This window comes from Nocardia sp. NPDC058058 (assembly GCF_042885355.1).
Classification (GTDB): domain Bacteria; phylum Actinomycetota; class Actinomycetes; order Mycobacteriales; family Mycobacteriaceae; genus Nocardia.
In genome coordinates this window covers 115,978-138,810 of sequence record NZ_JBHVSA010000002.1, presented here as the reverse complement: position 1 = coordinate 138,810, position 22,833 = coordinate 115,978, and the positions used below count along the sequence as shown (strand labels likewise).

Sequence of the window (22,833 nt, the reverse complement as noted above, 5' to 3'; positions counted from 1 at the left end):
GGTCCACGGGCCACGCGAGCGCAGCGTTCGACACTGCGCGAGCCACGGGGCATTCGGCTGCTACGCGTGCGACGCAGGCTGCGAGCATCGCGGCAGGCGGCTCGGTGGGGGTCGATATGGGCTTGGAAATGGGCACGGTGGGTGTTGACATGGATATGGCTGGATTACCGGACGACATAATGCGCGGCCGGGACGTGGTGGACGCGTGGCTCGCCGAGCACGCCGACGACCTGGTGTCCTGGCGACGGCACATCCACGCCAATCCGGAGCTCTCCCGTACCGAGTTCGGCACCACCGAATTCATCGAATCCTGGCTGGTGAAGGCCGGTCTGGAACCGCGCAAACTACCGGGCGGCACCGGACTGATCTGCGATATCGGCCCGGACACCCCGCGCATCGGCCTGCGCGCGGATATGGACGCCCTGCCGCTGCAGGAGTACACGGGCCTGCCGTTCGCTTCCACGGTTCCCGGTGTCTCGCACGCCTGCGGGCATGACGCGCACACCACGATCCTGCTCGGCACCGCGCTCGCGCTGGCCGAGGTTCCGGACCTGCCGGTCGGTGTGCGGCTGGTGTTCCAGCCCGCCGAGGAGGTCATGCCCGGCGGCGCCATCGATATGGTCGCCGCGGGCGCCATGGAGGACGTGTCGCGCATGTTCGCGCTGCACTGCGATCCGCGCCTGGAGGTCGGCCGCGTCGGAATTCGGGTGGGGGCCATCACCTCCGCCGCGGACACCGTCGAACTGGTGCTGGATTCGCCGGGCGGGCATACCTCGCGCCCGCATCTCACCAGCGATCTGGTGTACGCCATCGGCACCGTCATCACCGGTCTGCCGGGTCTGCTGAGCCGTCGCATCGATCCGCGCACCAGCACCGTCATGGTGTGGGGTGCGGTGTCGGCGGGCAAGGCGCCCAACGCGATTCCGCAGACCGGCATGCTCACCGGCACCGTCCGCACCGGCGATCACGCCACCTGGTCACTGCTCGAGCCGATGGTGCGCGAGATCGTCGAGGGTCTGCTCGCACCCACCGGTGTGCGCTGGCAGCTCAACTACAAGCGCGGCGTGCCGCCGGTGGTGAATGACGAACTGGCCGTTCGCATGTTCGAGGACGCCATTCGCGAGGTCGGTCCGGACGCGCTCGCGGACACCCAGCAGTCCGGCGGCGGCGAGGACTTCTCCTGGTACCTCGAGGAGGTACCCGGGGCCATGGCGCGCCTTGGCGTCTGGTCCGGTCAGGGCGAACAGCTCGACCTGCACCAGCCGACGTTCGACATCGACGAGAAGGCCCTCGAGGTCGGCGTCCGAGTCATGACGAACATCGTCCTGAACGGCTACTGACCGGCGGTTACCGCCGAAAACCAAGCGCCGGGCCGCACCTGAGGGTGCGGCCCGGCGTTGTTTGCGTGAACTGGTTGTCACATGGCGAAGGGCCCGCACATTGCGTGCGGGCCCTTCGGGGATGGTCGGGTGGGGCGGCGGCTCAGGGGCCGAAGGTGCCGGGGCCTACGTTCTTGCTGTTGCGGGTGCGTAGGGCGTGCACGTATTCGCTTGGGGCGCCCGCTTTTTCGGCCCCTTCGGCGATGACGCCGATGTAGCGGGCCGAGGGTAGGCCGCCTTCGTAGGCGTCCAGCACGTAGAGCCAGGCCAGCACGGGCTGGGTGGCGGCGCCCTGGTTCAGGGTGACGCGGAGGCGGATCTTCTTGTGAATGCCGAAGTCCGAGCCCTCCCAGCGGTCCAGGCTCGCTTCGTCCTCACCCGGGACGTCGTAGAGGACGACGAAAACCCGGGATCCGGGCTCCTCGACCACGGTCGCGAGCGGTCCCTCCCAGCCGATGTCGTCCCCGGCGAAGGTCAGGCGCCAACCCTCCAGCCAGCCGGTTCCGTACACGGGGGAGTGCGGACAGCGCTTGAGCATCTGCTCGGGATCCATGTTGGATCCATAGGCGGCGTAAATCGGCACTGTTAGAGCGTATCGAACAATCCCGGGCAACCGCCCCTGATCCCGATCCTCAGCGGTTCGTGTGCAACCCGACCGGTCACCCCGGAGCAGCCTTTATCTCATTTACCGCACCCGCCAATTGTGACGAAGCTGTCTTCAGACGCGGTCGGAGCTGTGGGGATACCGCCCGTTAGGGTTTTAGTGCGGCGCCGGAGATCCCGGTTGCCCACCAGAAGCGAGGGAAACAAATGACCCGCATTGCGATCATCGGAGGCGGACCCGCCGGATACGAAGCGGCTTTGGTGGCCGCACAGCACGGCGCGCCCGTCACGCTGATCGACAGTGACGGCATCGGCGGCGCCTGTGTGCTCTGGGACTGTGTGCCCTCCAAGACCTTCATCGCCTCCACCGGCGTGCGCACCGATCTGCGCCGCGCCCGCGATCTCGGCATCACCGTGCATCCCTCGCAGGCGCAGGTGCGCCTGGCCGAGGTGAACTCGCGTGTGAAGGCCCTCGCGCAGGCGCAGTCCGCCGATATCAAGGTGAAGTTGCAGACCGCCGGGGTGACCGTGCTGTCCGGGTACGGCGAACTCATCGATCAGGCCCCCGGTCTGGCCACGCACCTGGTGAAGGCGACCCTCGCCGATGGTCAGCAGCAGGTGATCGAGGCCGAGGTGGTGCTGATCGCCACCGGTGCGAGCCCGCGCGTGCTGGAGGGCGCGGAGCCCGACGGTGAGCGAATCCTGAACTGGCGTCAGCTCTATGACCTCAAAGAGCTGCCCGAAACCCTGGTGGTGGTCGGTTCCGGTGTCACCGGTGCGGAATTCGTCTCGGCCTACACCGAGATGGGTGTGAAGGTGAAGCTGGTCTCCAGCCGCGACCGCGTGCTGCCCGGTGAGGACGCCGATGCCGCGCTGGTGCTGGAGGACGCGCTCGCCGAACGCGGTGTGGAACTGGTCAAGCACGCCCGCGCGGACGCGGTGGAGCGCACCGCCGACGGCATCGTGGTGAAGCTGTCCGACGGTCGCACGGTGACCGGTTCGCACGCGCTCATGACGGTTGGTTCGGTCCCCAATACCCAGAACCTGGGTCTGGCCCGTCTCGGCATCGAACTCGACAAGGGCGGTTACCTCCGCGTCGATCGCGTCTCGCGCACCACCGCCACCGGTGTGTACGCGGCGGGCGACTGCACCGGACTGCTGCCTTTGGCCTCTGTAGCGGCCATGCAGGGCCGAATCGCCATGTATCACGCACTGGGTGAGGGTGTGCAGCCGATTCGCCTGAAAACCGTTGCCTCAGCGGTGTTCACGCGCCCGGAGATCGCGACCGTCGGTGTCAGCCAGACGGCGATCGACAACGGTGAGGTGCCCGCGCGCACGGTCATGCTGCCGTTGAACACCAATCCGCGGGCCAAGATGTCGGGTCTGCGACGGGGTTTCGTGAAGATCTTCTGCCGTCCCGCCACCGGTGTGGTGATCGGCGGCGTCGTGGTCGCGCCGATCGCCTCGGAGCTGATTCTGCCTATCGCCCTTGCGGTGCAGAACAATCTGACGGTGAACGATCTCGCGCAGACGTTCTCGGTGTACCCGTCGCTGACCGGTTCGGTGACCGAGGCGGCGCGTCAGCTGATGCGGCACGACGACCTGGACTGACGGGTTAACTTCCGGTGTAATGCCACTCGCCGTCTTGCCTGGATAACGCTGGTGTGATTCACTTCGCGACGGGAAGCGATCGGCAGGGCGGTCGCGAGAACGCCGGGGGGTCAACCCTTTCCGAGGCGGCCGCTGTGCAGCTCGTACTCGCCCCGCTTGCTCGATCGCGGCGATGAGGTACGAACGAATAGGGCGAAAAGTGAAGCACCGCAAGCCGAATCGGATAAAGGCCAGTACCTCCCTGTCGCTGGCCGGCGCGGTCGCCGTGGTCAGCCTGCTGGGCGCACCCGCGAACGCGGCCCCCAACGACCCGGGCGCGGTCCCGGCGCAGCCGGGCCAGCAGCCCGGCGATACCCAGCAGCCGCCGACGACCGATCCCGCCCCCGAAAATCCGCAGGCCGCAGTGGTTCCCGCGCCCAAGCCGGAGAATGTGCAGCCGGGCACCACCAAGCCGCAGCAGAGCCAGCCGGGTGTCACCACGCCGGGCTCGCCCAAGCCCGACACCACCCAGCCCGGTACCACGGTGCCCTCGGGTGAGACCCCGAAGACCGATGACACCACCCCCAAGCCGGACGCCCAGCCCGCCGGTGTCGCCCCGCAGGCGAATAAGCCGACCCAGCCCGGTGTGACCGTGCCGCGCGTCGCGCCGCTGCCGGTGCCCGGTCAGACCGCGCCCGCCATCCCGGTGCAGAATCCGCCCGCGGGCACCCAGACCACGCCCGGTGTGCAGCCGAACAAGCCGGGCACGGCGCAGCCTGCGGTCACCACCGATCAGGATCAGCCGGACACCACGCTGAACACCCTGACCGGTGAGCAGACCAAGCCGAAGCCGCAGTGGCAGGCCCCGGCCGTGGAAACCGCTCCGGCGGCTCCGGTGGTCGCCATGCAGGGTCCGCACACCGAGGTCGGCGCGAATATCGACGGCGGCGCGGCGTTGCCCGGCTTCGCCGCCAACACGCACCACTTCAGCAACCTGGACGGTTACGTCGGCACCATCGGCTACACCACCCCGGGTGGTACCGGTGAGGCCGGTATGTCGCTGGACTTCACCCAGGTCAACCAGATCAAGGTGACGGCGTTCGCGAGCGCGGGCCCCGGCGATGATCGCAAGCTGGAGTTCGTGCTCGACTCCACCGTGGCCAATCAGGCCAAGGCGGACACCGAGAATTTCATTCGCCTGCTCCCCGGTGGCGGCACCATCCTGGACGCGGCCGCTCAGATTGGTAAGCTCCCGCAGGGCGATATCCCCGGGCAGACCACCGACCTCGGCGGCGTGACCACGCAGGTGGGCGGTTCGGTCCAGTACTGAGAATTTGCGGGCGCCCGATAGGCGCCCGCCAAGCACTGAGTTGTCGCGTGGGGCGGTCGTGAGACCGCCCCACGCGTGTGTGGCGAAAGGACGTGTGATGGATTCCGGCAAGGGCGAGTCGGCGGACCGCCCCGCATCGGGTGCCGGCTCCGGAGCGCCGGATCCGGGGACCGAGCACGACGCGCTGACCGAAGCGCACCGGCGGATCCCCGTGGAGCAGCCGGACGCGGATTCCGGGTTCGGGCCGCCGGTGTCGGAGTTCGGGCCCTCGCTCAATGACTTCGGTCCGCCGATTTCCGTATTCGGCTCCGCCGGTACGGGTTTCGGTGCGCCGAGTGGCGAATTCGGTGCGCCGGTCGCGGATTTCGGTGCGGGCGAGTTCGGCCCGCCGACGGGTGAGTATCCGGCGGTGCCGGATGCGGCCGCGCCGGGTTGGACGCCCGCGCCGGGCAGTCCCGAATTGGCCTGGCGGCCCGCCGACGACGGCGCGGTGACGCCGGGTGTCGCGCCGGAGTATCTCGCGCCGGATTCCGGGACGCCCTACGCCGGTGATCCGAATGCGTTGTACGGCAATGATTTCGACGGCTCCGAGCAGACTGTTCGGCATGCGACCGCGCCCGATCCCGAGCCGCCCAAGCGGTCCTCGGGCTGGGCCACCGGCGGCGGGATCAAGACCTCGCAGATCGGCCGGGAATCGGCCTGGCTGCGCTCCGCCGAGAACGGTATGCCGCCCGCGGATTCGGCCGCGCCGCAGCAGGAATCGCTGTCGTGGGCGGATGATCCGCTCACCAAGATGCTGATGCCCAAGAAGGACGAGTCGGGTAAGGGCGGGGCCAAGAAGGAATCGCTGTCCTGGGGCGATGACGAGATCGCCAAGCGGCTCGCGCCGAAAACGGCCGCACCGCAACGCAAGTCGAAGAAGCCGTGGATGCCGATCGCGGTCGGTGCGGGCGCGGTGGTGCTGATCGCCGTGGTCGCCCTGGTGGTGGTCTCGCTGACCGGCGGCGACGACAAGGCCCCGGAGTCCGACGTCGCGTTCGGTCCCGGCGGCAATGTCACCACCGCCGCGCCGACCTCGGTGGCGGCGCTGAGCTGTCCCGCCAAGCGCGAGGGTCCGCTGACGATCGGCAACGGCGCCGGTGGCACCGATTCCGGCGCGAACGCCATCCTGGGCTTCCAGCACGCCTTCTACGCCGATCGTGACGGCGGTAAGGCGCGCTCCTTCGTGGCTCCGGACGCGTTGAACGTCTCGCCCGCGGACACCATCCAGAAGGCCATCAACGATGTGATCCCCAAGGGCACCAGCTACTGCCTGCGGATCACCGATGTCAGCACCGAGGACGGTATCCGGGACGGCAACAACGCCTATGACGCCGATCTCACCGAGCATCGCACCGACGGCACCACGACGGTGTACCGCCAGCGCATCGGCACGGTGACCCGGGACGGCAAACACCTCATCTTCGCCATCGACGAGCGCTGAGCATTTGCCCGCAAGGGTGCTCGGCCGCCGGGGACGCCGGAGCTGAATCTCACAATGCGGGATCGGAATTTCATATTCTGGTAGCGCTGTGAAACAGTGGAATTTGGCGTACCCCGGCGTTCCCTCGGAGGTGTTTCATGTCCGCGATCACTCCACCGCTGTCCCGGCGGCTCGGTGGCCTGCAGAGTTCCGCGATTCGCGATCTGCTCAAGCTCACCGCGCGTGCCGAGATCATCAGCCTGGCAGGTGGATTGCCCGATGCGCAGCTCATGCCCCGGGACCGGATCGCGGTAGCCGCCGACGCCGCGCTGAGTGATCGCTCGGTACTCCAGTACACCGAATCCCCGGGCTGGGGTCCGCTGCGCAAGGTGCTCGCCGCCCGGGAGTCGACCCGCATGGGTCGCGCGATCCCGGTCGACGAGGTGTTCGTCACGCACGGCTCGCAGCAGGCGCTGTCCCTGCTCGCCGAGGTACTGCTCGATCCGGGCGCGCTGGTCGTGGTGGAGGATCCCGCGTATGTCGGTGCGCTGCAAGTGTTCCGCGCGGCCGGAGCCCGCATCGTCGCCGTTCCGCTGGATGCCGACGGTATGCGCGTGGACGTGCTGCGCGAACTCCTCGCACAGGGGGAGCGCCCGGCCTTCGTGCACACCGTGAGCAACTTCCACAATCCCGGCGGTGTCACCATGAGCCCGCAGCGCCGGCTGGAATTGGCGGAACTGGCCACCGCGCACGGCTTCTGGGTGATCGAGGACGATCCGTACGGCGAACTCTGGTTCGACCGGCCCTCCCCGGCGCCGGTGGCGACCTACTCGCCCAATGTGATTCGCCTGTCCAGCGCCTCCAAGATCCTGGCCCCCGCGCTGCGGGTCGGCTGGATGGTCGCTCCCACGCAGGTGTGCCGCGCGGTGGAACTGCTGAAGCAGGGTGCGGACCTCTGTGGTTCGGCATTGACCCAGCAGATCGCCACCACCCTGCTCTCGGACACCGATTGGCTTGCCGCCCACGTGGATTCGGTTCGCCAGGTCTACGGTGAACGCGCTCGCGCCCTGGTGAACGCGGTCCGCTCGGCCTTCGGCGACCGCATCGTCACCACCGACGCCGCGGGCGGCATGTTCGTCTGGGCCGATTTCCGGGACGGCACCGACACCGGCGCGCTGCTGCCCCGCGCCCTGGACGCGGGCGTCGCCTACGTCCCCGGCGCGGCCTTCGCCGTCTCCACCGACTACACCCACTCCATGCGCCTGTGCTTCACCACCTCGGATACGGCGGTGCTGGAGGACGCGGTCGCGCGCCTGGCCAAGGCGCACGCGGAACGGTAGCTGCCACCCCGTCATCCCGGCGCGCTTTTGGCCGGGATCCACACCTGGCGGACGGCAGATCCCGGCCAAAAGCATGCCGGGATGACGGAAGTGAGCTGCGTGCCGTTGCGGTACTACGCCCAGTTGTAGGTGCGTTCGACCGCCTTGTTCCATTCGTGGACGAGGTGGTCGCGGTCGGCGTCGGCCATGGTGGGGTTCCAGCGCTTGTCCTCGGCCCAGTTGGCGCGGATCTCATCGGTGGAGGACCAGTAGTCCACGGCCAGGCCCGCCGCGTAGGCCGCGCCCAGGGCCGTGGTCTCGGTGACCACCGGGCGCACCACGGTGGCCTCGAGGATGTCGGACTGGAACTGCATGAGCAGTTCGTTGACGACCATGCCGCCGTCCACCTTGAGGGTCACCTGCTCCACGTCCAGGTGCTGTGCGGCCGCGTCGGCGCGCATCGCCTCGATGACCTCGCGGGACTGGAATGCGGTGGCCTCCAATACCGCTCGCGCGATATGGCCGCGATTGACGAACCGGGTGAGGCCCGCGAATACGCCGCGCGCGTCCGGCCGCCAGCGCGGTGCGAACAGGCCGGAGAAGGCGGGCACGATATAGCAGCCGCCATTGTCGGCGACGGTGCGGGCGAGCGGTTCGATCTCATCGGCGTTGGAGATCATGCCCAGGTTGTCGCGCAGCCACTGCACCAGTGATCCGGTGACGGCGATGGACCCCTCCAGGGCGTACACCGCGGGCTGATCGGCCAGCCGGTAGCAGACGGTGGTGAGCAGTCCGTGCTCGCTGAACACCGGTGTCTCGCCGGTGTTCATGAGCATGAAATTGCCGGTGCCGTAGGTGTTCTTGGTATCGCCGGGCGACAGGCACGCCTGTCCGAAGGTGGCGGCCTGCTGATCGCCGAGGATGCCCGCGACCGGGGTGCCCGCCAGCGCGGTGCTGGTGATCTCGCCGTACACCTCCGAGGAGCTGCGAATGGTCGGCAGCATGGCCATCGGAATGCCGAAGTCGGCGCAGATGCCCGAATCCCATTGCAGCGTGCGCAGATCCATCAGCATGGTGCGCGAGGCATTGGTGACGTCGGTGATGTGCTGGCCGGTCAGGTTCCACAGGATCCAGCTGTCGATGGTGCCGAAGCAGAGTTCCCCGGCCTCGGCGCGCTGCCGCGCCCCGGGCACGCGATCCAGGATCCAGCGCACCTTGGGGCCGGCGAAGTAGGTGGACAGCGGCAGTCCGGTGCGATCGGCGTAGCGGTTCGCGCCCTCGGAACCGGCGAGTTCGACGGTCAGATCGGCGGTGCGGGTGTCCTGCCAGACGATGGCGTTGTGGATCGGCTTACCGGTGGCGCGCTCCCACACCACGGTGGTCTCGCGCTGATTGGTGACCCCCGCCGCGGCGATATCGCCCGCCCCGATGCCGACGTTCTCCAGTGCCTCGGCGATAACGAGTTCGGTATTGCGCCAAATGGTTTCGGCGTCGTGCTCGACCCAGCCGGGTTGCGGGAATATCTGCTCGTGCTCGCGTTGCGCCACCCCCACGATGAGGCCCTGGTGATCGAACACGATGCACCGGCTGGAGGTCGTACCGGAATCGATGGCAGCCACATATCGACGCATTCGGGACAGGCTACCCGCCGGGAATGCCCGCGCACCGCCATGACGCGCGCCCCGCGCGGACACCACGCCACCGGGTCGTACGCCGAACGATTAGTGTGGACTACGGTTGCTTGTGAGTAGCTGAGCGTCGACATCGATACGAACGCCGCGCCGGACATCCGCGGCGAAAGCCGGAGGAGTCGAGCATGACGAAGAACCCGCGATCGCAGTTTCTGGGCCCCGAACAGCGCGAAGAAGCCTGGGCGCGCTTGGGTAAGGACAACTTCGATGTGGTGGTGATCGGCGGCGGCGTGGTCGGCGCGGGCATCGCACTCGATGCCGCGACCCGTGGCCTGGAGGTTGCTCTCGTGGAGGCCCGCGATCTCGCGTCGGGCACTTCCAGCCGCTCTTCGAAGATGTTCCACGGCGGTCTGCGCTATCTGGAGATGATGGAATTCGGGCTGGTGCGCGAGGCCCTGCACGAGCGTGAACTCTCGCTCTCCAAGCTGGCTCCGCATCTGGTGAAACCGCTGCGCTTCCTGTACCCGCTCACCCACTACGGCTGGGAACGGCCGTACGTGGCCGCCGGGCTCACTCTCTACGACACCATGGGCGGCGCGAAATCTGTTCCGGGACAGCATCATCTGACCAAGTCGGCGGCGCTGCGACTGGCTCCCGGACTCAAGAACAACGCGCTTACCGGTGGACTCACCTACTACGACACCGTGGTCGACGACGCCCGGCACACCATGACCCTGGCGCGCACCGCCGCGCACTACGGCGCGGTCATCCGCACCTCCACACAGGTGGTCGGCTTCCTGCGCGAGGCGGATCGGGTGGTGGGTGTGCAGGTGCAGGACAGCGAGGACGGCCGCCGCACCGAGGTGCGGGGCAGTGTCGTCATCAATGCCACCGGCGTGTGGACCGATGAACTTCAGGCTCTCGCGCATCAGCGTGGTCGATTCCATGTGCGAGCGTCCAAGGGTGTGCATATCGTCGTCCCGCGCGACCGCATCGCCAGCGATACCTCGATCATTCTGCGCACCCCCACCTCGGTGCTGTTCGTGATCATGTGGGGCACCGATCACTGGCTCATCGGCACCACCGACACCGACTGGAACCTCGACCTCGCGCATCCGGCCGCCACCAAGAACGACATCGACTATCTGCTCGAACACGTCAATTCGGTGCTGGTCACCCCGCTCACGCACGCCGATATCACCGGCGTCTACGCGGGCCTGCGCCCACTGCTCGCCGGGGAGAGCGACCAAACCTCCAAGCTGTCCCGCGAACACGCGGTCGCGCGCATCGCGCCCGGCCTGGTGGCCATCGCGGGCGGCAAGTACACCACCTACCGCGTCATGGCGTACGACGCGGTGGACGAAGCGGCACAGGACATTCCGCGTCGCGTCCCGCCCACCATCACCGATAAGGTTCCGTTGCTCGGCGCGGACGGATACCACGCCCTGCTGAATCAAACCGCGCACCTCGCGGAGAAGTACGGCATCCACCCGTACCGAATCCAGCACCTGCTCAACAGGTACGGCTCGCTCATCGACGAGGTGCTCGGCCTCGCCGACGGCAAACCCGAACTGCTGCAACCGATCGAGGCGTCCCCCGGCTACCTCCAGGTCGAAGCCGTGTACGCCGCGGCCGCCGAAGCCGCCCTGCACCTGGAGGACATCCTCGCCCGGCGCACCCGCATCTCCATCGAATACGCGCACCGCGGCGTCGACTGCGCCGACCAGGTGGCCCGCCTGGTGGCACCCGTCCTCGGCTGGGACGAAGCCGAAATCGCCCGGGAGATAGCGACATACGTCGCCCGGGTACAGGCCGAGATCGAATCGCAGACCCAGCCCGACGACGCCTCGGCCGACGCCCTGCGCGTGGCCGCCCCGGAACCCCGCCCCCGGATCCTGGAGCCGGTTCCCGTCGAGAAATAGATCGGCCCCGAGCATCGCCGGGGCGGTTCAGGATACGAGTGCGCGCTTGAGAATCTTGCCGGTGGTGTTGCGCGGCAGCGACTTCAGGAAGGTGATGTCGCGCGGCACCGCGAACCGGCTCAGGCGGGTACGGATATAGCGGCGCAGCAGTTCGGCGTCCAGGTCCACACCGGAATGCGGAACCACGAAGGCCGCCAGGCGCTGACCGAAATCGCGATCGGGGACGCCGACCACGGCCACCTCCCGAATGTGGGGGAGCAGGGCGAGTGCGTCCTCGACGGCCAGGGGGAAGACCTTCTCGCCGCCGGAGATGATCATCTCGTCGGCGCGGCCGCGAATGCACAGGCGGCCGTCGGCATCCAGGTAGCCGATATCGCCGGTGTCCATCAGCCCCTGCCGGGTGCGGGGATCGGCGGCATTGAGATAGCCGTCGAACAGCATGCCGTTGCCGACGAAGACCCGGCCGGTCGCGCCGATCGGGACCACGGCGTCGGCGTCGCCGATGATCGCGATCACCGTGCCAAGATCCGGGCGGCCCGCCGTTTCCGGGGCCAAGCGCAGATCGGCGGGACCGGCGACGGTCGCCCAGGACACCTCGGTGGAGCCGTAGAAGTTGTAGAGCACATCGCCGAAGGCATCCATGGCGCGCTGCGCCAGCGAACCGGTCAAAGGTGAACCGCTGCAAGCGATCACACGCAGTGATGAGGTGTCGTAGCGGGCCCGCACCTCCGGCGGGAGTTCGAGCAGACGCTGCAACATGACCGGCACCGTCATCAGCGAGGTGCAGCGGTGTTCGGCGATCGCGCGCAGACAGGCTTCCGGGTCGAAACGCGATTGCAGCACCACCGTCGCGCGCAGCGGCGTGCTGATCTGCAACAGGCCCAGACCCCAGCTGTGGAAGAGTGGGGATGAAATGAGCATGCGCTCATTCATCCGCAAGGGTAATCGCGACAGCATGGCCGCGACGGTGCCGAAACCGCGCGGATCCGGACGGACGGCGACCTTCGGCGCGCCGGTCGTGCCCGCGGTCAGCACAATCTGCTTACCGGGCCGGGGCGGGCGTGGAAAACCTTGGCCGACATCGCGAATCAGCTCGGCGATGGTGGTGCGGCCGGGTAGCGCGCTTTTCGGACGGCAGGCGATGCGCGGCATCCCTGCGGGCAGATAGCCTGCGAGACCGTCGAATTCGTCGTCCAGGAACAGCGCGGCCAAATTATTGCGGTTCGCGATCTCCTCGATCTGCCGCGCACCCAGACCGGTGTTGAGCAGGACCGCGTCCACACCCAGTTTGCCGCAGGCGGCCATGATCTCGACCATGCCCACCTGATTGCGGGCCAGGATTCCCACCACATCGGCCGCGCGAATCCCCCTGCGGTACATGCCTTCCGCGATCCATGCCGAGCGCAGATGAATGCGTTCGAAATCGTGGCTGCCGGAATCGTCGATGATCGCGACCTGCTCCGGCGAATGCGCGTTCGCCGCCGCGTAACCGCCCTGCAGGGTGAATCCCCAGCGCCACAGCGCGGCCAGCTGCCGCAGCCCGCGATCCGGGCGGACCAGCACATTCACCACCTTGGAGGCGGTGACCGTGCGGGCCACACTGAGCGGAACCGAGCGCAGCTCACCGGAATTGGTGATGAGGGCGGTCGGGGCGTTGTTCAGGAAGTCGGCCATGCGGGTGACACCGGCTTGCAGCCAGGTGCTCACCGCGGTGTCGCGGAAGCGGAGCAGCGACGGATGCGCGGACGCGAGATTGAACAGCGTCACGCCGATCTCGGTGACGCCGGTGGCCGCGTCCTCGCGCAGGCGCACCGACAGGAACCAGTCCGCGTCCAGGCCGTCCAGCCGGAAACCGGATCCGGCGCGGATCACCCGCAGACCGAAACCGATGTGCCGCACCGGGAGTCCGTGACCGCCCGCCGCGATGGAATAGCGCCGGTCGCCCTCGGCGGTGTAGGCGCTTCGGATCGCCGAGCCCGCGCCGGAGAAGAACCGCGACCACCCGAGCGGATCGGTGAGCAGCTCCCACAGTTCATCGCGCGGCTGCTGGACACGCGTGCTCACATCGATGATGTCGGACGTCAACGTAACCGTGGTCTTTCCCGTGTGATCCGGGACAGGCCGGATGGTGTGGTTGGGAAGACTGTCACGAACGAACGACAAAAGCAATCAATTGTCTGGGACGAAGGCGTTTTCTGGAACCTGTTCAGCCGTACTGTCTCAGCTAATCGGCTCGGGCTGGCAGCGCGGGCAGAAGTAGATTCCCCGGTCGGCGCGCGCCAGCGCCGGATCGTCACCCAGCAGGTGGACAACCATATTCGTGCCACAGCGGCGGCACGGCCGGCGTTGCCGCCCGTATGCCAGTGCCCGCCACGGCGGTTGGTGCGCGGCGCGATCGAGTACACGTTGCGCTTCGTCCACCAGGGCCGGGAGATCGTCGACGCGCCCGACCGGGGTGGCGGGATGCACACGGCGCAGGAAACAGATCTCGCTGCGATAGATATTGCCTATCCCCGCCAAGTTCCGCTGATCCAGCAGCGCCAGGCCGATCGGCTGATCCGGATGCTCCGACAGCCGCCGGACCGCCTCGCCCGCATCCCAATTCGGGCCGAGCAGATCCGGGCCGAGATGATCGACGGCGGTGTGCTCGGCGGCTCGGGGGAGCACCTCCACCAGACCGAGGGAGAAGCCGACGGCTTCGGCGTCCGCGGTGGCGAGCACCAGGCGGGCGGTGAAACCCGGTTTGGTCCAGCGCTGGCCGGGGGTGAAGACGCGGTAGACGCCCTCCATCTTGAGGTGGGTGTGAATGCTCAGCTCCGGGGTGCGCACGAACAGGTGCTTGCCGTAACTGCCGACACTCTCCACCGGCTGTCCGCGCAAATCCAGGGTGGCGTACTTCGGGACGCGGAAATCGCTGCGCGTCAACACCTTCCCGGCCAGCGCTCGGCGCAGCCGGGCGGCGGTAAGGAATACCGTATCGCCCTCAGGCACAGCCGATCCCGTTCACGGGCGGCTCCGCAACCGGAACCCCTTGGGTGTGGCCGCGAACCCCGCCTGCGTCAGAAACTCCGCGAACGTGTTGCCGTGCACCGATTCCCCATCCACCCGATCGATCACCAGCGAATCCACCCGCCGCTCCCGCACCAGCCCCGCCAGCGCCTCGGCCGCCACCCCGCGCGCCCCCGCATCCTCGGTGAACGTCAGCAACGTCTTCCCGCCCCGTTCCAAATACAACGCCAGTTCCCCATCCACCAACACCACCAGCGCCCCCGCTTTCCGGCCCGGCCGATGCCCCGCACCCTCCACCGCCGATTTCGGCCAAGGCAGCGCCGCCCCATACGCATTCGCCGGATCACACGCCGCCAGCACCAGCGCGGTCCCCGTGCGTTCCACTGCCGAGCGATCGGTTTCGAAGGAGCGCAGCCGATCCACCACATCGGTGGTCGAGAACTGGGCCCCGCCCAGCGAATCCACGAAATAGCCGCGTCTGCACCGTCCCCGATCCTCGAATTCGGTGAGCACCCGGTACATCAGCGCGAACCCGCCACGAATGCCTTCGCTCTGCACCGATCCGCGGGTGAGTACCCCGTACCGCTCCAGCAGCACATCCGCCGTCGCGTGCGCCCGGATCGTATTGTCCGCCACCCGTTCCGGCAGCAGCGACCACCGCCCGGCCGCACTGGGCGGGCTGGTGCGCACCGGAACCCCGGTGCGCGGCAGATACATTCGCCCGCGCGGCGCCCGGCGCGGCGTCCGATGCGCGGTAGTGGTCCGCGCCGTCCCGGCCAGGAGTGCCCGGACCGGCGCGAAGGTATCCCCGGCGACGTAACCGGCCCACACCAACTCCCATAGCGAGCCGAGCACGGCCGCTTCATCCTCCAGCCCGCTGGCATCGGCCAGCTGCCGGAAGAAGTACGCGCCGCCACCGGACATATCCACAACCTGGTATCCGGTTCCCCGCGAAGCCGATTCGGCCCGGCCGGGTTCGAGCTGAGTACCGGGCTGGGGCAACCCATCGGGCGAGTCCGCGTCACGCTCGTTCGTGTCAGCGTCTCCGATCACCGTGGCGCCCAGTGCCATCAGCAGGCTGATGTGTGTTTCAGTGAGGTCCAATTCGTCGGGTGGGGGGAGGGTCAGGCCCGCTTGGTCGGCGGGGTGCAGGGCTATCCAGCCGTCCTTGGCGGTGATGGAGCCGTGGCCGGACCAGAGCACCTCACCGGTGGCCATGAGTTCGTCCAGCATGGCGGGGGAGTAGTCGCGGACGCGGGCGGGCAGGATGAGCGATTCCCAGGCCGAGGCCGGGATCGGCACGCCCGCAAGCTGTTCCACCACCGCGGCGACGCCGTCGACGCCGCGCAGTTCGCCGGTGCCGATGTGCTGCCAGGACGGCAGGAAGCGCGCCAGGGCGGCGGTGGCGACCGGTTCGACCTCCTTGCGGGCCGCCGCGAGGGAGCGGCGGCGCAGGCGGCGCAGGACTTCGCTGTCACACCATTCGGAACCCGTCGAACCCGGCGTGAATTCGCCTTCCACGACGCGCTTTTCGGCAGCGAGATGATGCAGGGCGGTGGCCGCGACCGCCGTGCCGAGGCCGAATCGGTGCGAAACCTGGGTGAGGGTGAACGGTCCGTGGGTACGGGCGTAGCGCCCGACCAGATCACCCAGTGGATCGGCGACCGGTTCGATGAACGCCGCCGGAACCCCGATGGGCAGCGGCACGCCGAGCGCGTCCCGCAATCTGGCCGCATCCTCGACCGCGACCCACCACCGCGAGCCCGCGAAGGAAACCTCCAGGGCGCGATGGGTTTTCACCAGCTCGGCGTGCCAGGGCCGGGGATCCTCGAGACAGCGTGCGGCGGCCTCCTCGGCCGTGATCGGCCCGAGCAACCGCAGCAGATCGGCCAGCCCCTCCATATCGCGGGCCTGCCGCTCCGGGGTGAGCCGCTGCAATTCCCGTTCGGTCAGCTCGAGTACCTCGGCATCGAGCAGCTCGCGCAGCTCGACCCGGCCCAGCAGTTCCGCGAGCAGACTGGAATCCAGCGATAGCGCCGCCGCCCGGCGTTCGGCCAGCGGACTGTCGCCCTCGTACATGAACTGCCCGATGTAATCGAACAGCAGCGAGTTCGCGAACGGCGACGGCGTGGCCGTCTCCACCTCGACCAGGCGCACCTGCCGCCGCGCCACCCGCCCCAGCAGTTCCCGCAGCGAAGGCAGGTCGTACACGTCCTGTAGGCATTCCCGCACCGTCTCCAACAGGATCGGGAACTCCGGGAATTTGCGTGCCACATCCAGTAGTTGGGCCGCCCGCTGCCGCTGCTGCCACAGCGGCGCGCGCTTGCCCGGATCGCGCCGGGGCAGCAGTAGCGCCCGCGCCGCGCACTCCCGGAACCGCGATGCGAACAGCGCCGACCCGCCCACCTGCTCGGTCACCAGATCATCGATCTCATCCGGTTCGAATACGAACAATTCCGCCCCCGGCGGATCATCGGTGGTATCCGGCAGCCGCACCACGATCCCGTCATCGGACGGCGTCGGCGCGGCATCCACCCCGAACCGCTCCCGCAACCGCGCCCCCACCGCCAGCGCCCACGGCGCGTGCACCGGCAGCCCGTACGGCGAATGCAACACCACCCGCCAGTCCCCGAGTTCATCCCGGAACCGTTCGACCAGCATGGTCTTATCGGTCGGCAACTGCCCGGTCGCTGCCCGCTGTTCCTCCAGCAGCGCAACCAGATTCGCGGTGGCATTGGCATCGAGCCCCGCGGCGGAGGTGACCCGCTCCAACTCGGTCCGAATCGGCCCGCCGGAGGAGGGTTTGCCTCGGCCACCCGTTTTACCGCGCCCGGAACCGTTCTTGCCCGCGCCTCCGGGGGTAGCTCGCGTGCCCGTGGCACCGGCCGGATCTGTGGCTTCGACGGTTGTGCCTGTTCGCGCCGCGTCCGAGCCATCGCGCGCGAATTCCTCCAGCGCTGCGGCCAATTCGACCGGTTCAGCGGCCCGGCGCGCGCGGCTGCCGGTTCCGGTAGCGCCGGATGACTGCTCCACCGCCTTGCCCGCCGTGCGGACGAATTCGCCCAGGGCCGCGCCCAATTCGGCGGGGCGGCCGAGGGAATCGCCGTGCCAGAAGGGGAGTCGGCCGGGGAGGCCGAAGGCGGGGGTGACCAGAACGCGGTCGAAGGTGATCTCCTCGATGCGCCAGCTGGTCGCGCCGAGCGCGAAGACATCGCCGACTCGGGATTCGTAGACCATCTCCTCGTCGAGTTCGCCTACGCGGGAAGCCTTCTCGCCGACCATGAAGACCGGGAAGAGACCACGGTCGGGGATCGCGCCGCCGGAGGTGACGGCGAGACGCTGTGCGCCGGGGCGACCCGTCAGGGTGCCCGCATCGCGATCCCAGACGATGCGCGGGCGCAACTCGGCGAACTCGTCCGAGGGGTAGCGGCCGGACAGCAGGTCCAGCACCGAGTCGTAGGCCGAACGAGGCAGGGCCGCATAGCTTCCCGTATCGCGCACCGTCGCGAACCACACCTCGGCGTCCAGGGGTTCCAGGGCGCAGGCGGCCACGGTCTGCTGGGCGAGGATATCCAGGGGATGCAGCGGGATTTTCAGTTCCTCGATCTGCCCGGTCGTCATGCGCTGCGATGCCACCGCGCAATGGATCACATCGGTGCGGTGCTTGGGGAAGATCACCCCGCGCGAGATCTCCCCGACCTGGTGCCCGGCGCGCCCGACCCGTTGCAGCCCGCTGGCCACCGACGGTGGGGCCTCCACCTGCACCACCAATTCCACCGCGCCCATATCGATTCCGAGCTCGAGACTGCTGGTGGCAACCACGCAGCGCAGCCTGCCGCTCTTGAGATCATCCTCGATGATCGCGCGCTGTTCCTTGCTCACCGATCCGTGATGGGCGCGCGCGAGCAGCGGGGCCGCACCGTGAATCACCTCGGTCGAGGCCCCCAACTGCGCGGGCGGCGCGTGCTCGGTGTCGACTTCTGCGCCGATCCGCCCCGCGTACTCCTCGTTCAATCGCGCCGTGAGCCGCTCGGCCAGCCGCCGCGAATTCGCGAACACGATCGACGACCGATGCTCGAGCACCAGGTCCACGATCGCCTCGTCCACATGCGGCCAGATCGATCCGGGCTGATCCGAATCCTCCGCTCCCGCATCGGGTTCGGTCATATCCGCCACCGGCACCCGCACCGACAGATCGAAGGTCTTGGGCGCGGGCGGCTTCACAATGGTGATCGGCGCATTCCCCACCAGGAACCGCCCCACCTCCTCGGGCGGCCGCACCGTGGCCGACAATCCGATCCGCTGCGCGGGCCGCTCGAAGCCGGGGGAGGCGGAGCGCAGCGCATCCAGCCGCGCCAGCGAAAGCGCCAGGTGCGCACCGCGTTTGGACCCCGCGATGGCATGCACCTCATCCACGATCACGGTGTGCACCTCGCTGAGGCTCTCCCGGGCCGCCGAGGTGAGCATCAAGAACAGCGACTCCGGCGTGGTGATCAGAATGTCGGGTGGGGTCCGCAACAGCCCCCGCCGATCCGCCGGACTGGTGTCACCAGACCGCACCCCCACCCGAATCTCGGGCGCGTCCAGCCCCAGCCGCTTCGCCGTCTGCGTGACGCCCACCAGCGGAGCCCGCAGATTCCGTTCCACATCCACCGCCAGCGCCTTCAACGGAGAGATATAGAGCACCGAGGTCTTACGCTGCTCCGCTCCGGCTTTCGCGCCGTCGTCGGCGCTCGTCGCGCGGGCCGCGGCGGCTCCGCCTTTCGCGGCGCTTCCGCCTTTCGCGGTGCCGGAGCCGGTTGCGGTGCCGGAGCCGGTCGCGCCCTTCAAGCTTCGCGTGCGGGCGGTGCGCTTGGCACCGGTAGAGCGCGCTGCCCCCGGCCCCACCCCCGCCGCATCCGATTCCCGGGTGGCGAGCTGATCGATCGCCCAAAGGAACGCCGACAGCGTCTTACCCGACCCGGTGGGCGCGATGACGAGCGTGTGTTCCCCCGCCGCGATGGCCTCCCACGCCCCCAGTTGTGCGGCCGTCGGCGCGGGGAACGCGCCATCGAACCACTCCCGGGTAGCTGGTGAGAACCGATCCATCGCCCCAGTCTGCACCCACCCACCGACACCTCGTGCGCACCCGCCCGCCGACATCGCGCCACCGCGTGCCCGTCGCCGGACACGGGGATCGCTTTCCTCGGCGCATCCATTGCCCGGACAGCTGATGGCGGTAGCGGTGTGCCCGAATCGGCCGGGCGGGTCCGGCGAAGCGCGAGTTCGGCCCGCCCGGTGCGCCGGGGCCGGGCGCGGTCCGCGCCGGTCGAACGAGGGTTCGGTGGGATTCCGGACAACCGCCCGAGCGTATGCGCACGATCAAGATCGGCTCTCGCGTCGGTCGGGAGCGAAGGACGGGCAATCGGATTACGGGTGCGGGGGCCGCGCGTAGGCTGCGAATCGTGCAGAAGGTGCTCCGGCTCGACTTGGTCAGTCACGGGATGACCGAGGCGATGCGCAAGGCACGATTCCCGGTGGATGAACCCCTGACCGAAGCCGGACGCCGCGCGGTGTCGGCGTGCGGGCGATTACAGGCGGCGCGGGTGCTGACCGCGCCGGAACGCCGGACCGTGGAGACCGCCGCGCTCATGGGGTTGATGGGCAACGAGGACGATCGATTACGCGATCTCGACGCGGGCGCGTGGCGGGGCGGGGAACTCATGTCCGTGCCCAAGGAGGATCTGTATCTCTGGCTCACCGATCCGGGCTATCGCGGGCACGGCGGTGAATCGGTGGTGGATGTGGTCGAGCGCACGGGGGAGTGGCTCGCCGATATCGCCGTCGAAGGCGAACCCACCATCGCGATCACGCACCCGTCGGTCATTCGCGCCGCCCTGCTGGTGACCCTCGACGCCCCCGCGAAGTCGTTCTGGCGCATAGACGTTCCGCCGGTCAGCGTCACCCGGCTGCACTATCGCGGCGAGTGGACCCTGCACTTCCGGCCTTGATTCGGTCCGCCCGCAACACTTTCGGAGCGGACATCGCACTGCGGCCGCGATTCAGATCGAGAGCGACCCGCCCAGCATCGCGCGCACCGCATCGGTGATCAATTGGGCGGACAGGCTCGGGTCGATGGCCCGCATGATGCCCAGTCCCACTCCGAGACTCAGGACGGCGGTCGCCGCGTCGTCCGCGGGCAGTGGCAGCGTGATGCCGGATGAATCCGCGATCGTTTGCAGACTCGCGCTGATCGTCCCGCGCACCACGCCCAGGCTGGAGGTCAATGCCGCCTGCAGCACCGGATCCTCGCGGGCGACGATGGCGAATTCGAATTCCAGCATGGTCCAGCCGACATCGCCGAGGGTGCGCTCGGCCCAGCTCTGAAAGAGCACGAGCCGATCCGTGAGCGTCCCCGCCCCCTCCAGCAGTTCGGTGACCTCGGCGAATTTGGTTTCGTGGATGAGTTCGAGCACCTCGAGGCACAGCGCGGACTTGGTGCGGAAGTTCGAGTACACCGCGCCCTTGGAGTACCCGGCCACCTCGGCGACCCGTTCCAGGCTGGTCTTGGCGTATCCGTCGGTGAGGAACAGGTCGCGCGCGGTCGCCAGCAATTCCGCGCGCGTGCGGGCCTGGCTCTCGGGGCGGGTGAGTCGTGCCATGCGGACATTCTATGTACTCGCAGATTTGGGATACCCAGGGTATTCGAATTCTGCTAGTGTTCGAAACCATGAGTAACAGGAACGGGTCACATCGACGTGGCCTGGCCATCGGATGCGGCGGCACGGTCGGCGCGGCGTGGATCGTGGCCGCGCTGGCGGCGGCCCGCGAGGTACTGGACTGGGATCCCCGCACCGCCGACGTCATGATCGGCACCTCGGCCGGCGCGGAAATGCTGACCATGCTGGGCAGCGGCATCGGCGTCGACGAACTGATCGCCATGCAGCGCGGCACCTCGACGAATCCGATCCTCACCGCCCATATGCGTTGTGAGCCACCGCGATTTCCCCCGCTGCCGCGCCCGCGCCTGAACGCCCCCGCCCGTGCCGCGCGAGAGTTGTTGGCCCGCCCCGGCAATGGCCACGCCCTGCTCACCGCGGGCAGCGGCCTGCTTCCGCGGGGCAGCGGCGACGCGAGCTGGTTGCAGCGCCTGGCGGACCGGCTCAATCCCGGCCGCACCTGGGTCGAGCACCCCGCCACCTGGCTGGTCGCCATGGACGACGCCACCGGCGAACGCGTCGCCTTCGGCTCCCCGACCGCTCCGCAGGCGAGTCTCGGTGCGGCACTTCGCGCTTCATGGGGCGTCCCCGGTTGGTTCCCGGCGGTGCCCATCGATGGCCGTACCTTCATCGACGGCGGCGCGGCCTCCACCGCCTCGGCCGATCTGCTCATTCCGGCCCAGCTCGACGAGGTGCTGGTCATCGCTCCGATGGCCTCCACCGGCCGCATTCCGGCGACCGGCGCGGGCCACTTCCTGGAGCGGCAGATGCGAAATCGCATGAGCGAGAAGCTCGATACCGAGATCGCCCAGTTGCGCGCCAGTGGCACCAAGGTGCTGCGCCTGGATGCCACCGCCGAGGACCTCGCCGTCATGGGCCCCAACTTCATGGACGGCCGCCGCCGCCTCGCCACCTTCGAACACAGCCTGATCAGCACCCGCAAAGCCATGGAACAGGGAGTCTTCGCATGAGCATCCTCGGAAAGAACTATCCGGCAATCGATCTCGCCGGAGCGCGAGTCCTGATCACCGGCGCGGGGCGCGGTATCGGCCAGTGCACGGCGGAATTGTTCGCGAGCAAGGGCGCGGAAGTCGCCATCGCCGATGTCGACACCGCCGCCGCACAATCCGTGGCAGCCGCCCTGGACGCCAAGGCTTTCGAACTCGATGTGCGCCACCGCGACCAGTGGGACAAGGTGGTCGCCGACTTCGGCCGCATCGACATCCTGGTCAACAATGCCGGTGTGATGCCCGCGGGGGCCTTCCTCGACGAACCGGACGCGGTGGGCCACACCACCATCGACGTGAACGTCTGGGGTCTCATCCACGGTATGCGCGCCGTGGCCCCCGGAATGGTGGACCGCGGTAGGGGCCACATCATCAATGTCGCCTCGCTGGCGGGCAAGATTCCGATCGCGGGCCTGGCGGTCTACAACGCCAGCAAGTTCGCCGCCGTCGGCCTCTCCGCCGCGACCCGCCTGGAGTTCGAACCGTACGGCGTCAGCGTCAGCACCGTCATGCCGTCCGCGGTGCGCACCCGCCTGTCGTCCGGCCTGGCACTGGGTGCGGGCATGCCCACCGTCGACCCGGAAGACGTTGCGGCGGCGGTGGTTCAGACCGTCCGCACCCGCCGCGCCGAGGTCGCCGTCCCCAACTATCTCGGCCCCATCGACGCGGTGTTCGCCGCCGCCCCGGAGCCCGCCGTCCGACTGGTCCGCCGCATGTTCAACGGCGACCGCGCGCTGCACCCGTCCGACGAATCCACCCGCGCCGCCTACGAACAGCAGATTCGCGCCATCAGCGCCGACGATCAGGCCTGATCCGAACACTCGACGGCCCGAACCGCATGGGGGGTTCGGGCCGTTGCCCGGCGTCCGGGACGAGCGCCGGG

Annotated in this window: 15 protein-coding genes; 9 read left to right on the top strand and 6 right to left on the bottom strand. The window is 68.5% G+C overall.

Annotation, left to right across the window (positions count from 1 at the left end; all coding sequences use genetic code 11):
- The first annotated feature begins 179 nt into the window (after window positions 1-179).
- Window positions 180-1,340, top strand: a complete 1,161-nt coding sequence (locus tag ACFVUS_RS15775; RefSeq protein ID WP_387769891.1) for a M20 family metallopeptidase — start codon at window positions 180-182, stop codon at window positions 1,338-1,340.
- Between the two features lie 142 nt (window positions 1,341-1,482).
- Here the strand turns inward: ACFVUS_RS15775 and ACFVUS_RS15770 are convergent, their stop codons facing one another.
- Window positions 1,483-1,962, bottom strand: a complete 480-nt coding sequence (locus tag ACFVUS_RS15770) for a gamma-glutamylcyclotransferase (RefSeq protein ID WP_387765968.1) — start codon at window positions 1,960-1,962, stop codon at window positions 1,483-1,485.
- A gap of 227 nt (window positions 1,963-2,189) precedes the next feature.
- On the opposite strand from ACFVUS_RS15770, the gene ACFVUS_RS15765 reads away from it, so the two are divergent.
- The 4 genes from ACFVUS_RS15765 (at window position 2,190) to ACFVUS_RS15750 (ending at window position 7,704) form a co-directional block, all read left to right on the top strand.
- Window positions 2,190-3,593 carry an NAD(P)H-quinone dehydrogenase gene (locus ACFVUS_RS15765; protein WP_387765965.1) on the top strand — a complete coding sequence of 468 codons (1,404 nt, stop codon included), beginning with the start codon at window positions 2,190-2,192 and terminating at the stop codon, window positions 3,591-3,593.
- Between the two features lie 199 nt (window positions 3,594-3,792).
- Window positions 3,793-4,902 (top strand): hypothetical protein, encoded by a 1,110-nt coding sequence (locus tag ACFVUS_RS15760; protein WP_387765962.1) that lies wholly within the window; start codon window positions 3,793-3,795, stop codon window positions 4,900-4,902.
- A 97-nt stretch (window positions 4,903-4,999) separates the two neighbouring features.
- On the top strand, window positions 5,000-6,385 hold the full coding sequence (locus ACFVUS_RS15755; protein WP_387765959.1) for a hypothetical protein: 1,386 nt from the start codon (window positions 5,000-5,002) through the stop codon (window positions 6,383-6,385).
- Window positions 6,386-6,522: 137 nt separating this feature from the next.
- Window positions 6,523-7,704: a PLP-dependent aminotransferase family protein gene (locus ACFVUS_RS15750; RefSeq protein WP_387765956.1), complete on the top strand. Its 1,182-nt coding sequence runs from the start codon at window positions 6,523-6,525 to the stop codon at window positions 7,702-7,704.
- A 113-nt stretch (window positions 7,705-7,817) separates the two neighbouring features.
- On the opposite strand, the gene glpK is transcribed toward ACFVUS_RS15750, so the two are convergent.
- Entirely contained in the window at window positions 7,818-9,314 is a 1,497-nt protein-coding gene (gene glpK / locus ACFVUS_RS15745; RefSeq protein WP_387765953.1) for a glycerol kinase GlpK, read from the bottom strand.
- A gap of 185 nt (window positions 9,315-9,499) precedes the next feature.
- Here glpK and glpD point away from each other — a divergent pair, with 185 nt between their 5' ends.
- Window positions 9,500-11,236, top strand: coding sequence for a glycerol-3-phosphate dehydrogenase (glpD, locus tag ACFVUS_RS15740; RefSeq protein ID WP_387765950.1), 1,737 nt, complete (start codon window positions 9,500-9,502; stop codon window positions 11,234-11,236).
- 27 nt (window positions 11,237-11,263) lie between these two features.
- Here the strand turns inward: glpD and ACFVUS_RS15735 are convergent, their stop codons facing one another.
- The 3 genes from ACFVUS_RS15735 to ACFVUS_RS15725 form a co-directional block, all read right to left on the bottom strand.
- Window positions 11,264-13,267 carry an AMP-binding protein gene (locus ACFVUS_RS15735; RefSeq protein WP_387769888.1) on the bottom strand — a complete coding sequence of 668 codons (2,004 nt, stop codon included), beginning with the start codon at window positions 13,265-13,267 and terminating at the stop codon, window positions 11,264-11,266.
- 189 nt (window positions 13,268-13,456) lie between these two features.
- Entirely contained in the window at window positions 13,457-14,227 is a 771-nt protein-coding gene (locus ACFVUS_RS15730) for a DNA-formamidopyrimidine glycosylase family protein (protein ID WP_387765947.1), read from the bottom strand.
- Window positions 14,228-14,239: 12 nt separating this feature from the next.
- Window positions 14,240-19,333, bottom strand: coding sequence for a DEAD/DEAH box helicase (locus ACFVUS_RS15725; RefSeq protein WP_387765944.1), 5,094 nt, complete (start codon window positions 19,331-19,333; stop codon window positions 14,240-14,242).
- A 356-nt stretch (window positions 19,334-19,689) separates the two neighbouring features.
- Here ACFVUS_RS15725 and ACFVUS_RS15720 point away from each other — a divergent pair, with 356 nt between their 5' ends.
- Complete coding sequence (locus ACFVUS_RS15720; RefSeq protein ID WP_364646194.1) at window positions 19,690-20,235, top strand: histidine phosphatase family protein; 546 nt, start codon at window positions 19,690-19,692, stop codon at window positions 20,233-20,235.
- Window positions 20,236-20,286: 51 nt separating this feature from the next.
- Here the strand turns inward: ACFVUS_RS15720 and ACFVUS_RS15715 are convergent, their stop codons facing one another.
- Window positions 20,287-20,886 carry a TetR/AcrR family transcriptional regulator gene (locus ACFVUS_RS15715; protein ID WP_387765940.1) on the bottom strand — a complete coding sequence of 200 codons (600 nt, stop codon included), beginning with the start codon at window positions 20,884-20,886 and terminating at the stop codon, window positions 20,287-20,289.
- A gap of 68 nt (window positions 20,887-20,954) precedes the next feature.
- Between ACFVUS_RS15715 and ACFVUS_RS15710 the strand changes: the two genes are divergently transcribed.
- Together ACFVUS_RS15710 and ACFVUS_RS15705 are read left to right on the top strand one after the other, a co-directional pair.
- Complete coding sequence (locus ACFVUS_RS15710) at window positions 20,955-21,914, top strand: patatin-like phospholipase family protein (protein ID WP_387765937.1); 960 nt, start codon at window positions 20,955-20,957, stop codon at window positions 21,912-21,914.
- Window positions 21,911-22,762, top strand: coding sequence for an SDR family oxidoreductase (locus tag ACFVUS_RS15705; protein ID WP_387765934.1), 852 nt, complete (start codon window positions 21,911-21,913; stop codon window positions 22,760-22,762). The genes ACFVUS_RS15710 and ACFVUS_RS15705 overlap by 4 nt, the downstream gene beginning before the upstream one ends.
- The last annotated feature ends 71 nt before the right edge of the window (window positions 22,763-22,833 follow it).

What these genes read in the sequence shown, in the direction of transcription:
- ACFVUS_RS15705 (WP_387765934.1), top strand. Translation starts at nt 21,911, where the DNA reads ATGAGCATCCTCGGAAAGAACTATCCGGCAATCGATCTCGCCGGAGCG.
- glpK (WP_387765953.1), bottom strand. Translation starts at nt 9,314, where the DNA reads ATGCGTCGATATGTGGCTGCCATCGATTCCGGTACGACCTCCAGCCGG.
- ACFVUS_RS15725 (WP_387765944.1), bottom strand. Translation starts at nt 19,333, where the DNA reads ATGGATCGGTTCTCACCAGCTACCCGGGAGTGGTTCGATGGCGCGTTC.
- ACFVUS_RS15710 (WP_387765937.1), top strand. Translation starts at nt 20,955, where the DNA reads ATGAGTAACAGGAACGGGTCACATCGACGTGGCCTGGCCATCGGATGC.
- ACFVUS_RS15765 (WP_387765965.1), top strand. Translation starts at nt 2,190, where the DNA reads ATGACCCGCATTGCGATCATCGGAGGCGGACCCGCCGGATACGAAGCG.
- ACFVUS_RS15750 (WP_387765956.1), top strand. Translation starts at nt 6,523, where the DNA reads ATGTCCGCGATCACTCCACCGCTGTCCCGGCGGCTCGGTGGCCTGCAG.
- ACFVUS_RS15755 (WP_387765959.1), top strand. Translation starts at nt 5,000, where the DNA reads ATGGATTCCGGCAAGGGCGAGTCGGCGGACCGCCCCGCATCGGGTGCC.
- ACFVUS_RS15775 (WP_387769891.1), top strand. Translation starts at nt 180, where the DNA reads ATGCGCGGCCGGGACGTGGTGGACGCGTGGCTCGCCGAGCACGCCGAC.
- ACFVUS_RS15715 (WP_387765940.1), bottom strand. Translation starts at nt 20,886, where the DNA reads ATGGCACGACTCACCCGCCCCGAGAGCCAGGCCCGCACGCGCGCGGAA.
- glpD (WP_387765950.1), top strand. Translation starts at nt 9,500, where the DNA reads ATGACGAAGAACCCGCGATCGCAGTTTCTGGGCCCCGAACAGCGCGAA.